Source organism: Haloparvum sedimenti, from assembly GCF_001462205.1.
GTDB classification, from domain to species: Archaea; Halobacteriota; Halobacteria; order Halobacteriales; family Haloferacaceae; genus Haloparvum; species Haloparvum sedimenti.
Genome location: NZ_LKIR01000130.1, coordinates 46093 through 60415, shown reverse-complemented (window position 1 = coordinate 60415; position 14323 = coordinate 46093). Strand labels below are relative to the sequence as shown.

13 protein-coding genes are annotated in these 14323 nt (G+C 69.2%); 7 read left to right on the top strand and 6 right to left on the bottom strand.

Annotation, left to right across the window (positions count from 1 at the left end; genetic code table 11):
• Together AN233_RS11450 and AN233_RS11445 are read right to left on the bottom strand one after the other, a co-directional pair.
• Positions 1–2212 (bottom strand): CDC48 family AAA ATPase (locus AN233_RS11450; protein ID WP_058366915.1); only part of this gene is annotated, 2212 nt, incomplete at its 3' end.
• Entirely contained in the window at positions 2209–2454 is a 246-nt protein-coding gene (locus AN233_RS11445; RefSeq protein ID WP_058366914.1) for an Hsp20/alpha crystallin family protein, read from the bottom strand. The genes AN233_RS11445 and AN233_RS11450, both read right to left, overlap by 4 nt.
• Positions 2455–2663: 209 nt before the next feature.
• On the opposite strand from AN233_RS11445, the gene AN233_RS11440 reads away from it, so the two are divergent.
• On the top strand, positions 2664–3434 hold the full coding sequence (locus AN233_RS11440) for an alpha/beta fold hydrolase (RefSeq protein WP_058366913.1): 771 nt from the start codon (positions 2664–2666) through the stop codon (positions 3432–3434).
• 97 nt (positions 3435–3531) lie between these two features.
• Here the strand turns inward: AN233_RS11440 and AN233_RS16480 are convergent, their stop codons facing one another.
• Together AN233_RS16480 and AN233_RS11435 are read right to left on the bottom strand one after the other, a co-directional pair.
• Positions 3532–3708, bottom strand: a complete 177-nt coding sequence (locus AN233_RS16480; RefSeq protein ID WP_080508449.1) for a 50S ribosomal protein L37e — start codon at positions 3706–3708, stop codon at positions 3532–3534.
• Positions 3705–3941 carry an LSM domain-containing protein gene (locus AN233_RS11435; protein ID WP_058366912.1) on the bottom strand — a complete coding sequence of 79 codons (237 nt, stop codon included), beginning with the start codon at positions 3939–3941 and terminating at the stop codon, positions 3705–3707. Before AN233_RS11435 ends, AN233_RS16480 begins: the two co-directional genes overlap by 4 nt.
• Before the next feature lie 773 nt (positions 3942–4714).
• Between AN233_RS11435 and AN233_RS11430 the strand changes: the two genes are divergently transcribed.
• The 6 genes from AN233_RS11430 to AN233_RS11405 all read left to right on the top strand — a co-directional run bounded on the left by AN233_RS11430 (position 4715) and on the right by AN233_RS11405 (position 12771).
• Positions 4715–6067, top strand: coding sequence for a ribonuclease J (locus AN233_RS11430; protein ID WP_058366911.1), 1353 nt, complete (start codon positions 4715–4717; stop codon positions 6065–6067).
• A complete protein-coding gene (gene idsA3 / locus AN233_RS11425; RefSeq protein ID WP_058366910.1) occupies positions 6064–7113 on the top strand; it encodes a geranylfarnesyl diphosphate synthase in 1050 nt (349 codons plus the stop codon). Before AN233_RS11430 ends, idsA3 begins: the two co-directional genes overlap by 4 nt.
• Positions 7114–7120: 7 nt before the next feature.
• On the top strand, positions 7121–8047 hold the full coding sequence (locus AN233_RS11420; RefSeq protein ID WP_058366909.1) for a DMT family transporter: 927 nt from the start codon (positions 7121–7123) through the stop codon (positions 8045–8047).
• A 110-nt stretch (positions 8048–8157) separates the two neighbouring features.
• Entirely contained in the window at positions 8158–9345 is a 1188-nt protein-coding gene (locus tag AN233_RS11415) for an alpha-1 4-glucan-protein synthase (protein WP_058366908.1), read from the top strand.
• Between the two features lie 38 nt (positions 9346–9383).
• A complete protein-coding gene (locus AN233_RS11410) occupies positions 9384–10550 on the top strand; it encodes an extracellular solute-binding protein (RefSeq protein WP_058366907.1) in 1167 nt (388 codons plus the stop codon).
• A gap of 4 nt (positions 10551–10554) precedes the next feature.
• The gene (locus tag AN233_RS11405) at positions 10555–12771 is read left to right on the top strand and encodes a DUF7846 domain-containing protein (RefSeq protein ID WP_176696683.1); all 2217 of its coding nucleotides are present in this window, start codon (positions 10555–10557) and stop codon (positions 12769–12771) included.
• 169 nt (positions 12772–12940) lie between these two features.
• On the opposite strand, the gene AN233_RS11400 is transcribed toward AN233_RS11405, so the two are convergent.
• Positions 12941–13588 carry a dolichyl-phosphate hexose transferase gene (locus AN233_RS11400; protein ID WP_245626065.1) on the bottom strand — a complete coding sequence of 216 codons (648 nt, stop codon included), beginning with the start codon at positions 13586–13588 and terminating at the stop codon, positions 12941–12943.
• 256 nt (positions 13589–13844) lie between these two features.
• A partial coding sequence (locus AN233_RS18075; protein ID WP_245626062.1) for a GMC oxidoreductase occupies positions 13845–14323 on the bottom strand: 479 nt, incomplete at its 5' end.

Genomic DNA, 14323 nt, shown 5'->3' with positions numbered 1-14323 from the left:
TCTCGATCTCCTCGTACTGGTCGCGGACGTCCTCCGTGACGCTGGGGACGACCTCCTCGAGGGCGGCCTCGAAGTGGTCCATCGTGATGCGGACGTTGCCGACCGACTCGCCCACGTCCTCGGGCGAGACGGAGCCGATGAACTCGCGGGAGGCCGCCATGGCGGCCTCGCGGGCGAGCGCCTCGATGTCGGCGCCGACGAAGTTCTCCGTGCGGCGGGCGATCTCGTCGAGGTCCACGTCGTCGGCCAGCGGCTTGTGCCGGGTGTGGACGTCGAGGATCTTCCGGCGCGCGTCCTCGTCGGGCACCGGCACGTGGACGTGGCGGTCCAGCCGGCCGGGGCGCAGCAGCGCGGAGTCGATCAGGTCCGGGCGGTTGGTCGTCGCGATGACGACCACGTCCTCGAGCGACTCCAGCCCGTCGAGCTCCGTCAGCAGCTGGGAGACGACGCGCTCGGAGACGCCCGAGTCGCTCTGGTTGCGACCGCGCTCGGTGGCGATGGAGTCGATCTCGTCGAAGAACACCACGGTCGGAGCGTTCTCGCGGGCCTTACTGAACACCTCGCGGACGCCCTTCTCGGACTCGCCCACGAACTTGTTCAGCAGTTCAGGCCCCTTGATGGAGATGAAGTTGGAGTCGGCCTCGTTGGCGACGGCCTTCGCGAGCAGGGTCTTCCCCGTGCCCGGCGGGCCGTACATCAGGACGCCCTTCGCGGCGGCCATGTCCAACTGGTCGAACACCTCGGGGTACTCCAGCGGCCACTGGATGGTCTCGCGGAGTCGCTCCTTGGTGTCCTCGAGCCCGCCCACGTCGGCCCACGTCACGTCGGGCACCTCGACGAAGACCTCACGCAGCGCGGAGGGTTCGATGCCCTTCAGCGCCTCCTTGAAGTCGTTCTCGGTGACCTGGATGGACTCGAGCACCTCGGCCTCGATCTCGTCGCTCTCAAGGTCGAGGTTGGGGCGGATCCGCCGCAGCGCGTGCATCGCGGACTCCTTGGCCAGCGACTCGAGGTCGGCGCCGACGAAGCCGTGGGTGTTCTCGGCGTACTCGTCGAGGTCGATCCCGTCGGTCAGCGGCATGTTCCGCGTGTGAACCTGCAGGATCTCCTTGCGTCCGTCGCGGTCCGGGACGCCCACCTCGATCTCGCGGTCGAAGCGGCCGCCGCGCCGGAGCGCGGGGTCGATGGCGTCGACGCGGTTGGTCGCGCCGATGACGACGACCTGGCCGCGGGCCTCCAGCCCGTCCATCAGCGAGAGGAGCTGGGCCACGACGCGCCGCTCCACGTCGCCGCCGGCCTCCTCGCGCTTGGGCGCGATGGAGTCCAGCTCGTCCATGAAGATGACGGCGGGCGCCTCCTCGGAGGCTTCCTCGAACACGTCGCGGAGCTGCTCCTCGGACTCGCCGTAGTACTTCGACATGATCTCCGGCCCGGAGATCGTGTGGAAGCTGGCGTCGATCTCGTTGGCGACGGCCTTCGCGATCAGCGTCTTCCCGGTGCCCGGCGGGCCGTGGAGGAGGACGCCCTTCGGCGGCTCGATGCCGAGCCGCTTGAACAGCTCGGGGTGCCGCATCGGCAGCTCGATCATCTCGCGGACCTGCTCGAGCTCCTCGTCGAGGCCGCCGATGTCCTCGTAGGCCACGTCGGGGGAGCCGTCGCTGCCAGCGCCGGCGCCGCTACCGGCCTGTTCGACGATCTCCTCGGCGGGCTGTTCGGAGACGTGGATCTCGGTGCTGTCGGTGACGACGACCGTCCCCGACGGGCTGGTGTCGGCGATCTTCAGCGGGACCGCCTGCGACTGACCGCCCATGAAGCCGAAGCCCAACGGGAGCTGGACGTTCTGTCCGGGCGTGACGGGTTGGCCGCCCAGTTCGCGGCGGATCAGCGCCTCGATGTTCCCGCGGATGCCGAGCCGCTGGGGGAGCGCCACGGTGACGCTGTCGGCGGGCTTGACGTCGACCTTCTCGAGCTCGACGCGGTCATCGATGCCGACGTTGGCCTCCTGGCGGAGACGGCCGTCGATGCGGACCACGCCGGTGCCGTCGTCTTCGGGATACCCCGGCCAGACGCGGGCGATGGCGCTGCTCGACTGGCCCTCGATGCGGACGAAGTCGCCGCCCGAGAGGTCGAGTTCGTCGGCGGCGACGCGGTCGATCGCGGCGAGGCGCCGACCGGCGTCCTTCTGCTTCAGCGGCTTGACCGTGAGCTTCATTTCTCCACCTCGATGGTGAGGACGCCGTTGGTCACCGCGACGGACGCGGCCGGGCCGGGCAGGTCGAGTTCCGCCTCCGACTCGCCGTCGCCGTGGTCGATCACGACGATGGCGGTGTCGCCGACCGTGTCGACGCTGATCGCGTCGTCGTCGACGCCCACGTCCGCGGCGACGACGTGCCGGTCGTCGTACTCGTAGCGACGGAGGAGGTTTTCACCCTCCTGAGAGTGTGTGAGTCTCATGTTAGTGCTAACTCCAAGTTAGCCGAGAGAATATATAAACCTGTCGCCAATAAATCGCCGGACGTGAACGTGTAGGGGTTCGAGCGGTAGGGTAGCGATTCGGGCACGCATTCGCGGACGGCTCTCGTCTCGACGCCGGCGTCGCGGGGGCGGTTCGCGGGCCGTGATCCGGTGCGGGATTTTTGAGGGTGCCCCGCGGAGTGTGCGGCATGGAGCGGGTCACACACCACGGCCGCGAGACGGCCTACCGGGTCTCGGACCGCGGCGCGGACGGTCCGGGAGTCCTCTGCGTGCACGGCAGCGGCGGGAACCACGGCGTCTGGAAGGCTCAGGCGCGGTTGGCCGACGAATATCCGATAGTGGCGGTGGACCTGTCCGGCCACGGCGAGAGCGGGGACGTGGACGCGCGACCGGGCCCGGAGACGCTCGCGGCGTACGCGGACGACGTGGTCGCGGTCGCCGAGGAGACGGGAGCGTCGGTGGTCTGCGGGAACTCGCTGGGCGGCGCGGTCGCGCTGTGGGTCGCGCTGGAGCGCGACCTCTCGCTCGACGGACTGGTGCTCGCGGGCACGGGCGCGAAACTCGCCGTGTTGCAGGACCTGCTCGACTGGCTCGCCGAGGACTTCGACCGCGCGGTCGCGTTCCTCCACGGCGAGGACCGCCTGTTTCACGACGCGCCCGACGAGTACGTCGAGCTCTCGGAGGCGGCGATGCGCGAATGCGGCCGCGCGACGGCCGAGCGGGACTTCCGCACCTGCCACCGGTTCGACGTGCGCGACCGGCTCGGGGAGATCGGTGTGCCGGCGCTCGCGGTCGTCGGCGAGTACGACGGGCTCACGCCGCCGCGGTACCACGACTACCTCGCTGACGAGATGCCGCGCTGCGAGCGCGCGCTGATCGAGGACGCGGCCCACCTCGCGATGCTGGAGCAGCCGGCCGCGTTCAACGCGGCGCTCTCGGAGTTCCTGTCGCGGGTCTGAGAGCCTGTCGCGGGTCTGAGAGCCGGCGGTTCCGGACGGGAGTTCTCAAAAGCGCCGTCGCTCGGGAGCGGAGAGAACGGGTCAGCGGAGAATCGCGTCAGTTGTCGCCGGACTTCGACTGCCAGCTGTAGGAGCGACGCTTCGCCGACTTGCCGAACCCGCAAGAGGAGCAGCGCTCCTTCTTGAGGTGGTAGGATGCTTCGCCACAGCGGCGGCACTTCACGTGGACCGTCTTGTTCTTCTTCCCCTGAGAGGGCGTTCCGGCTCCGGTCATGCTTTGATGGTGACGACGTTATCGCCGCGTATAATCGTTGTGTCTTCGACCGCGACGGCGAACTCCTCGTCGACGTCGAAGCGTTCCTCGGCCGCCTCCTCCGGCTCGATGACGACGTTCATGTGCTGGTCGTAGCCGGCGAGGATTCCGTAGTACGTCGTGCCGTCCTTGAGGTGAACCGTCACCGCGTCGTCGAGCGACGCTTCGAGCACGTCGAGGGGTCGACCACTCATGATGTACACCGCGATTCGTCGTACTATTAAAAATGTCGGGACCGGCGGCGTCAGGTCGCGGTTGAGGAGGACGTAGGGAAGACGGGGACCGAAAACGAGCGTCGCGGTCCGAAGAGGGGGCGGTCGCGAAGCGGTGCAGTAGCGGATGCGGTGCGGTCCGGGTGCGGATGTGGTGCGGTGCGGTCCGGGTGCGGATGTGGTGCGGTCCGGGTGCGGATGTGGTGCGGTCGGCGCGCGAGAAACGCGCGAGGGAGGTCGCGGGCCCGGCGCGATGCGGTGTCTCCGGCGTCGCCGTGAGCGCGGTGCGGAGCGAACGGCGGCTCGGAAATCTCCGATTTCCGGCGCGCCACTGCACGCCAGAGGCCAGCGGGACGCGGTTTGTCCCGCGCTGCGTTGCGGGTCCGCGGGGCCCGCGGCCGAGGCTGGGGAGGCGTGAGGCTGCGGTACGGTCGCGGTGCGAGGCGGGGATGAAAGGGGTAGCGGGCTGGGGCGTTCTGAGCGTTGCTGTCCCGATCAGCAGGATCCGCGACAGACACAGAAATGGAGTTCACTGCGTCTCCCGGCGATCCGTGTGAAACCGCCGACCCATACAGTTTTTACCGAGCGGGCGTGTAGCCCGAATCACCACATCCCGCGGGACACGGTGAGCCGAGTCGGCTCGACCGTAGCGGGGCCTCGCCGACGCGCTGTCACACGCCGGGGTCGTCGGCCCCAACCGACCCGCGTTTCAGTGACCGGTATCGCCGCACCGCGGCGGTCCACACAGGACAACTATGGAAATCGAGATCGCGACAATCGGCGGTTACGAGGAAGTCGGTCGACAGATGACGGCCGTCCGTGCGGGCGAGGACATCGTCATCTTCGACATGGGCCTGAACCTGAGCAAGGTCCTGATCCACGACGACGTGGAGACCGAGAGCATGCACAGTCTCGACCTGATCGACATGGGCGCCATCCCGGACGACCGGGTGATGTCCGAACTCGAGGGGGACGTACAGGCCATCGTGCCCACACACGGCCACCTCGACCACATCGCGGCGATCCCGAAGCTCGCCCACCGCTACGACGCGCCCATCGTCGCGACCCCGTTCACGATCGAGCTGGTCAAACAGCAGATCCAGGGCGAGAGCAAGTTCGACGTGGGCAACGAGCTGGTGAAGATGGAGGCCGGTGAGACGATGCCGATCGGCGACTCCGGCGCGCTGGACCTGGAGTTCGTCAACGTCGCCCACTCCATCATCGACGCCATCAACCCGGTTCTCCACACGCCCGAGGGCGCGGTCGTCTACGGGCTCGACAAGCGCCTGGACCACGACCCGGTGCTCGGCGACCCGATCGACATGGACCGCTTCGCGGAGATCGGCCGCGAGGGCGAGGGCGTCCTCTGCTACATCGAGGACTGTACCAACGCCGGCCAGAAGGGGCGAACGCCCTCCGAGTCGGTCGCGCGCGACCACCTCCACGACGTGATGACGAGCGTCGCCGACTACGACGGCGGCATCGTCGCGACGACGTTCTCCTCGCACGTCGCCCGCGTGAAGTCCCTCGTCGAGTTCGCCCGCGAGATGGGCCGCGAGCCGGTGCTGCTCGGGCGGTCGATGGAGCAGTACGCCGGCACCGCCGAGCGGCTCGACTTCGTGAACTTCCCGGGCGACCTGGGCATGTACGGCCACCGCAAGTCCGTCGACCGCACGTTCAAGCGGATCATGGAGGAGGGCAAAGACCAGTACCTCCCCATCGTGACGGGCCATCAGGGGGAGCCGCGCGCGATGCTCACCCGGATGGCTCGCGGGGAGACCCCCTACGAGTTCGACGACGGCGACAAGGTGATCTTCAGCGCCAGCGTCATTCCCGAGCCGACGAACGAGGGGCAACGCTACCAGGCCGAGACGCTGCTGCGCATGCAGGGCGCCCGCATCTTCGACGACATCCACGTCTCCGGCCACCTCAGCGAGGAGGGCCACTACGAGATGCTGCGGACGCTGCAGCCGCAACACGTCATCCCGGCCCACCAGAACATGAAGGGTCTCTCCCCGTACGTGGACCTGGCCGACTCGCAGGGGTACGAGCTGGGCCGTGACCTGCACGTCACGCGAAACGGCAACACCATCCAGCTGGTCGAATGACGAACCAAGCGACCGAAGAACGGGTGCTCGACGCGATCGGTCAGCGCCGGGAGCTGGTCAACGACGCGATCGACGACGAGCTGCCGATGGCCGAGCCGGAGCGCCTCTACGAGGCGTCCCGGTACATCCTCGAGGCGGGCGGTAAGCGGCTCCGGCCGACGGTGACGCTGATCGCGGCCGAGGCGGTCACGGACGTGCCGCCCCTCTCGACGCCGTACCGGGAATTCCCGGCGCTGGGCGGGGCCGACGCGTTCGACCTCATGCGCGCCGCGGTCTCCATCGAGGTGATCCAGTCGTTCACCCTGATCCACGACGACATCATGGACGAGGACGACCTCCGGCGCGGCGTGCCGGCGGTCCACGAGCAGTACGACGTGTCGACGGCGATCCTCGCCGGCGACACGCTCTACTCGAAGGCGTTCGAGATCATGACGGAGACGGGCGCCGACCCCGCCGCGGGGCTGGAGGCGATGCGAACGCTCGCGTCGACCTGCACGAAGATCTGCGAGGGACAGGCGCTCGACGTGGCCTTCGAGGAGCGGGACGACATCCTGCCCGACGAGTACCTCGAGATGGTCGAGCTGAAGACCGCGGTGTTGTACGGTGCGGCGGCCGCGACCGCCGGGATCCTGACCGGTGCCGACGAGGAGGTCGTCGACGCGCTCTACCGCTACGGGATCGACTCCGGCTGCGCGTTCCAGATCCAGGACGACGTGTTGGACCTCACGGTCCCCTCCGAACAGCTCGGCAAACAGCGCGGCTCCGACCTCGTCGAGGACAAGGAGACGCTGATCACCCTCCACGCGCGCCAACAGGGCGTCGACGTCGACGACCTCGTGGACGCGGAAACCCCCGCGGAAGTCACCGAGGCGGAGGTCGACGAGGCGGTCGCGGCGCTGGAGGAGGTCGGCTCCATCGACTACGCCCGCGACACGGCCGAGGACCTCACCGCGCGCTCGAAGGACCACCTCTCGGTGTTGCCGGACAACGAGGCGCGGAGCCTGCTGGAAGACATCGCGGACTACCTCATCAGCCGAGGGTACTGACTTCGCCGTGTCACGCTATCGCGACGCCGTCCTGTTCCTGGCGGTGGCGCTTCTGTGGGGCGGTTCGTTCGTCGCCATCGAGGTCGGACTGGCGTTCTACCCGCCCGTGCTGTTCGCCGCCTACCGCTTCGATCTGGCGGCGTTGGCGCTCGTGAGCTACGTGCTCCTCACACAGGACGCACCGCTCCCGCGGACGCGCGCCGACTTCGTCGCGGTCGGGTTCAGCGGCGGGCTCTCGGTGGCGGCCAACAACTCGCTGCTGTTCGTCGGCCAGCAGTACACCACGAGCGGCATCGCGGCCGTCGTCTACAGCCTGGTCCCCATCGCCACCGCGGCGGCGGCCGCGACCTGGCTCGGGGACTCCGGGCTCGATGCCCGCGGCTACGTCGGCGTCGTGCTGGCGTTCGTCGGCGTCGCGCTGGTCGCCCAGCCCGACCCGGCGAACCTCACGGGCGGAGTGACGGTCGGCGTCGGACTCATCCTGATCGGCGTGGTGGCGGTCTCGATCGGCGCGGTGGGGATCCGAACCGTCTCCCCGTCGATCCCGAGCGTCGCGCTGACCGCGTGGGCGATGCTGCTCGGCGGCCTGCTGATCCACGGGTTCAGCCTCGGACTCGGTGAGCGACAGATGGCGCCGGTCGCGGAGCCGCTGCCGCTGCTCGCGCTGGCGTTCCTCGGACTGCTCTCGTCGGCGGTCGCATACAGCTTCTACTTCGCACTGCTGGACCGGGTCGGCGCGTTTCAGGTCAACCTCGTCTCCTACGTCGTCCCCGTGATCGCGACGGTCGCCGGCGCGGTGCTTCTGAACGAGCCGGTCACCGTCTACACGGTGGTCGGGTTCGCCGTCATCGTCGCCGGCTTCGGCCTGCTGAAGCGGGCGGCGATCCGACGAGAGATCCCGCGGGTCAAGACGGCGGTCGCGGGGTGGTTCTGATGGTGGGGGGCGGGGTGGTTCTGCTGGCGACTCCCCCCGACCGATCCCGTTCGATCGCCGATCCGAACCGGTACTCTTTAGGCTAGCCTAAACACACGACCGAACAAGCGATGAGCGAGGACATCTGCGTTATCGTCCCGACGATCCGAGAGTACGAGCGCATGCGGGCGTACTTCGAGAACGCTCGCGACCACGGGTTCGACCTCTCGCGGCTCCACGTCGTTCTCGTCACCGAGGACTTCTGTGAAACCGACGAGATGCGCGCGATGCTCGACGAGGAGGGCGTCTCCGGCGAGGTCTTCGACGGCTCGCGCCGCGAGGAGTGGTACGAGGCGCACGGCGTCGCGGAGTACGGTCACGTCGTCCCCGCGGCCAGCCACGCCGAGACGAGCTTCGGTCTGCTGTACATGTGGGCGAACGACCGGTTCGACTACGGGTTCTTCATCGACGACGACACCCTCCCGCATCCGGAGGACGACTTCTTCGGCACCCACATGGAGAACCTCGCGTTCGAGGGGGAGGTCAAGTCCGTCTCCTCGGACAAGCAGTGGGTGAACGTGCTCCACGAGCGGGCGGACGAACACGGGCTCTACCCCCGCGGCTACCCCTACTCCGCGATGGACGAGACGGTCGAGACCGACACCGAGGACGTGGCCGACGTGGTCGCCTCGCAGGGGCTCTGGACCAACGTCCCGGACCTCGACGCGGTCCGCATCCTGATGGACGGCGACCTGCAGGGACAGGCCCAGACGCGGACGAGCCGGGACGACTTCGAGGACGACTTCGTCGCCGCGCCCGACAACTACCTCACCGTCTGCTCGATGAACCTCGCGTTCGAGCGCGAGGTGATCCCCGCCTTCTACCAGCTCCCGATGGACGACAACGAGTGGGACGTGGGGCGGTTCGACGACATCTGGAGCGGCGTCTTCCTCAAGCGCGCTGCGGACCTGCTCGGCAAGCAGGTGTACAACGGCGCGCCGCTCTGTGAGCACAACAAGGCGCCCCGCTCGACGTTCGACGACCTCCACAACGAGGTCGCGGGCCTCGAACTCAACGAGCACCTCTGGGAGCTCGTCGACGACGTGGAGCCGGCGGGACTGCCGGACGACCCCGCGGCCGCGACGCCGGACGACTACGCGACCGTCTTCGCGGCGATGGCCGACCGCCTCGTCGAGGGCGAGTTCGACGAGTACCGCAACGGCGCGTTCTTCAACCACGTCGGCGAGTACATGCACGACTGGCTCGACTGCCTGGACGCGCTCGCGCACGTCGAGGCGACCGAGTCGACGGCGGCCTGATCCGACGGCTATAAGTTGTTTTAGGCAAACCTAAACTCATGAGCGAAGACGACCGACGCACACGGATCGACGGCACGCCCGTTGACAGACGAGCGTTCCTCGGCGGCACGGCGGCCGCGGGGATCGCGGGGTTGGCAGGATGTACCGGCGACGGCGAGGACGGCGGCGGAGGCACCGAAACGTCCGAACCCGAGGGCGGAAGCGGCACCGACGACCTGGAATCACTCGGCTACGGCCGCGAGCGCGGTGAACTCGGCGGGACGCCGATGTCCGAGATGCCGGATCTGGAGGGGGAGCTGACGGTCTACTCCGGCCGCGGCGAGTTCCTCGTCGGCCAGCTGGTGAGCTACATCGAGTCGCTGTACGACGACTTCTCGCTGGAGGTGCGCTACGGCGGGGCCACCGACCTCGTCAACCAGATCGTCAACGAGGGCGACGGGACGCCGGCCGACGTGTTCTACTCCGTCAACGCGGGGGCGCTCGGCGCGCTCGCGGGCGAGGGCAGGACTGCGGCGCTGTCGGACGACCTGCTCGAACTCGTGCGCGAGGAGTTCCACACGGAGCAGTGGATCGGCACCTCCGGCCGCGCGCGGTCGGTTCCGTACAACACCAACGCGCTGTCGGAGGGCGACATCCCCGACAGCGTCATGGAGTTCCCGGACTTCGACGCCCAGCTCGGCTGGGCCCCCTCCTACGGATCCTGTCAGGCGTTCGTCACGGCGATGCGGATCATCGAGGGCGAGGAAGCCACCCGCGAGTGGCTCAACGCGATTCAGGAGGCGGGGATCGAGTCGTACCCCGACGAGTTCGTCGTCTCGCAGGCCGTCGCTGACGGCGAGATCGACGCCGGGTTCACGAATCACTACTACATCCAGCGCGTCATCGAGGGGCGCGAGGACCCGCCGATCGCCACGACGTTCACCGAGGGCGACGCCGGCGCGGTGTTCAACGTCGCCGGCGCGGCGGTCGTCGACCAGGCGAGCGACCCGACGCTCGCGGAGAACTTCATCCGCCACCTGCTCTCCACGGAGGCGCAGGACTACTTCGCCGTCCGCACCTTCGAGTACCCCCTCGTGGAGGGCGTCCCGCCGGTCGGCGACCTCCCGAGCATCGACGAACTCGACGTGCCGAACATCGACCTCGCGCAGCTGTCCGACCTCCAGGAGACGGTCGACCTGATGCGCGACGCCGGCATCGACATCTGAGGCCGTGGTCGACCGCACGACGCTCGCGCGCACGGCGACGAGCGCCCGGACGCGGATTCGCGAGGACCCCGCGACTCGCGCCCGGGTTGCGGCCGCCCTCGTCGTGTTCGCGGCGGGCGTCGTGACCTTCCTGACCGCGACGGGACTGTTCCCGTACCACTCCAGCAACCACGACGAGGCGGTGTACCTTCAGCAGGCCGGGCTACTGCTCGACGGGCAGCTCCAGCTGTTTGCGGGCGAGATCGCGGGCGCCGTCCATCCCTGGTTCTTCGTGCAGGACGGCGGTCGCCTCTACCCGAAGTACTCGCCGGTGCCGTCCGCGATGTACGCGGTCTCGATGGCGCTGTTCGACGAGCCGCGCGTCACGCTCGCCGCGGTGAGTGCCGGCAACGCCGCCTGTATCTACGCGCTGGCGTCGGCCGCCTTCGACCGCCGCGTCGGCGTCGTCGCCGCCGCGGTCTTCGCCGCCGCGCCGATGGCGCTGTTGACGGGAGCCGTGTTCCTTCCCTACGCCCCCACGACGTTTCTGAACCTGCTGTTCGCGGTCGCGTACGTCCGAGCGACGCGTCGCGAGAGCCGCGTCTACGCGACGCTCGCCGGCGTCGCCGTCGGACTGGCCTTCTTCGCTCGCCCGTTCACCGCGGTGCTGTTCGCGGCGCCGTTCATCGCCCACGCGCTGTGGACGGTGGCGGCGTCGGCACGAACGAGGGGCGCGTGGCCGCCCGGCGAGGCGGTCGTCCGCCAGCTCCACACCGCGGCGCTGGGGCTGGCGTTCGTCGGCGTCGCGCTCGCGTACAACACCCACCTCACGGGCGACCCGCTCACGTTCCCGTATCAGGCGTTCGCGCCGCAGGACGGCCCCGGATTCGGCTACCGCGAGATCCTCGGCCACGCCGAGACGTACACGCCCGCGGTCGCGCTGGAGACGAACGCCTACGGCCTCTGGTACCTGATCTCTCGGTGGTTCACGGCGGGCCTCCTCGGGACCGCCGCCGCGGTCGCGGGGCTCGCGGTCGCGGTTCGCCGCTGGTGGACGGGAGCAGTCGCCGACCGGGAGCGTCTCCCCGGCGTCCTCGTCGCCGGCCTGCTGGTGACCGTGCCGGTCGGCAACCTGTTCTTCTGGGGGACGCACAACCTGCTCGCGGACGTCACCGACCCGACGGACGGCATCGTCGCGCAGTTCGGCCCCTTCTACCACTTCGATCTGCTCGTCCCGCTGTCGATCTTCGCGGCGGTCGGCGCGGTCGCGGGCTGGCGCCTGGTCCGAGACGGGCTCCGCGAGCGGGGGCGACCCGACCGCGGACGAGTCGTCCGCGCGCTGCTCGTCGCGCTCGCGCTCTCGGGCGTCCTGCTCGCCGGGGCCGCGAACGCCGCGGTGCTCGACGGCCCGGTCGAGCGCAGCGCCGCCTACACCGACAAGTACGACCGCGCGTACGCGCCGGTCGAGGCGGCGGACTTCGAGGACGCGCTCGTGTTCCTTCCGACGCCGTACGGCGACTGGCTCAACCACCCGTTCCAGTACCTCCGCAACGACGGGGCGCTGGAGGGCGACGCGGTGTACGCGCTCGACCGCGGTCCGGAGAGCGACTTCGCGGTGATCGACCGCTTCCCGAACCGGACGCTCCATCGGTACGCGTATCGGGGGCTGTGGACCGGTGACCCGACGATTCAGGTCACGCCGAAACTGGAGGCGCTCGAGGTGCGCGGCGGGGAGCGGCTCGACGCCGAGACGACGGTCGGGGTGCCGGCCGGCGTCGACCGCGCGACAGTGCGCCTGGAGAACGAGGCGGGCGACTACGTGAGTGCGCCGGTCGACGCCGGCCGGGTCGAACCGGGCGAGGACCTGACCGTCGCGTGGTCGGTCGACGACGGGGCGGCGCGGCTGACCGGCCCGGCCGCGGGGTCCGGAGCGAGGACCACCGCGGGCGGCGACGCGAGCGCGTCGGACGCCGCGGTCCCGGTCGCTGAGACGGACGAACTGCTGGTTCTCGTTCGGCTGACGGCGTTCGACGGCTCGACGCTCACCTACCGACAAGAGGTGACCGTCAGGACCGACGGCGACCGCGTGGAGGTCATCTGGCCGCCGGATCGGTCCGTCTGCCCGCTGGTCGACGCCTGTGACAACCGCGGGACGTACCTCCCGGACCACCCCGAGGAACACCCCTCGGGCGTCTCGTTCGAGACGAACGTCTCCGCGACCGCGGGCGACTCCGAGAGGTAGCCGGCGGAGCGGTCGGAGCGGTCGCTAACAGCAGGACGGAAGATCCATCTCTGACAGCAGGACAGAAAACCCTCCTTCCGACGGTGGGACGGAAACCGAAGCAAAAGTCGCCGATCGCGGCCGCGGGGTCGAAGACCCCACCTCTTCGCGAGACCGCGTCCCGAGACGACTACCGGAACCGCTCCTGCAGACAGACCTTCACGATGGACTTCGCGATGGCGGCACCGCCCTCGATGGGGTCGAGCTTCGTCTCGCCGGCGCGCTCGCCGTAGGGGATCGGCTCCTCGCGGATCTCGTAGCCGCGCATCAGCGGCCGGATCAGGAGCTCGGCGGAGAGACCGGTGTTCTCGGTCCACTCGATGTCGTGGAGCAGTTCGCGGCGGTACGCGCGCATCCCCGTGGTGGTGTCGTGGACGCGCTCGGTCGTCAGGACGCTCGCGATGGCCGCGAACGCCTTGTTGCCGAAGCGGTTGAACCCGGGCATCGTCTCCGCGCCGTGGTAGAGGCGGTCGCCGCTGACCACGTCGTAGCCCTCGTTGATCAACTCGAGGAACTCGGGGAGCTTCTCCATCGGGTAGGTGTCGTCGCAGTCGGTCGTGACGACGACCGGCCGGTCCGGCGTCAGGACGGCCTCGCGGACCGCGACGCCGTACCCCTGCGGCTCCTGCTCGACGACGGTCGCGCCGTGTTCGCGGGCGATCTCCGGCGTCCGGTCCGAGGAACCGTCCACGCAGACGACCTTCGCGCGGCCGTCCGTGACGCGCTCGATGTCCTCCAGCACCGTCCCGATGGCGGCCTCCTCGTTGTAGGTTCCCATCACGACCGCGAGATCGTCGAAGGTGTACGCGTCCGCGGCGTCCTCCGCGGTCGCGGCGTTCTCGCCGGTCGCCTCGTCCGCGGCCGGTTCCGCGTCGCCGGCGGCGTGCTGGGTCGTCGACTCATCATCACCGGAATCGGGTCGCTCGGCGGGGTCCGCCCCCGCGTGTACCTGACTCATTACCTGCTCGTTGCGACCGGGGGGACTTATGTTTTTAGGTTTGCCTAAAACAACGGCCGGCCGCGATTCCTCGCCCTCAAAGCGCCGCGTCGACCGCGTCCGCGGCCCGCAGCGCGAGCGCCGCGATGGTGAGCGTCGGGTTCATCGCGCCGGCGGTGGGGAAGACGCTGCTGGAGGCGATCCAGCAGTTGTCGAGGTCGTGCGTGCGGAGGTCCGCGTTGACGACGCTCTCGGTCGGGTCGGTTCCCATTCGGGTCGTGCCCATGTGGTGGTACGCGGGGCCTGTGTTGTCGGGACCGACGCTCCACTCGATCTCCGCGCCGAGCTCCTCGAGCACCGACCGCTGGACCTCGTTAGCGCGTTCGAGCGTCCGAAGTGCGCGGTCGCCGACGTTCCAGTGGACGTCCGGCACCGGATTGCCGCGGTCGTCGGTCCTGTCGGGGTCGAGCGCGACGTAGCTGTCCTCGCGCGGAAGCTGCTCGACCAGCCCCCCCATCGCGATGTGGGTGCCGTACCCGTCTCGCAGCCGGTCCAGCAGGTCGTCGCCCCAGTCCT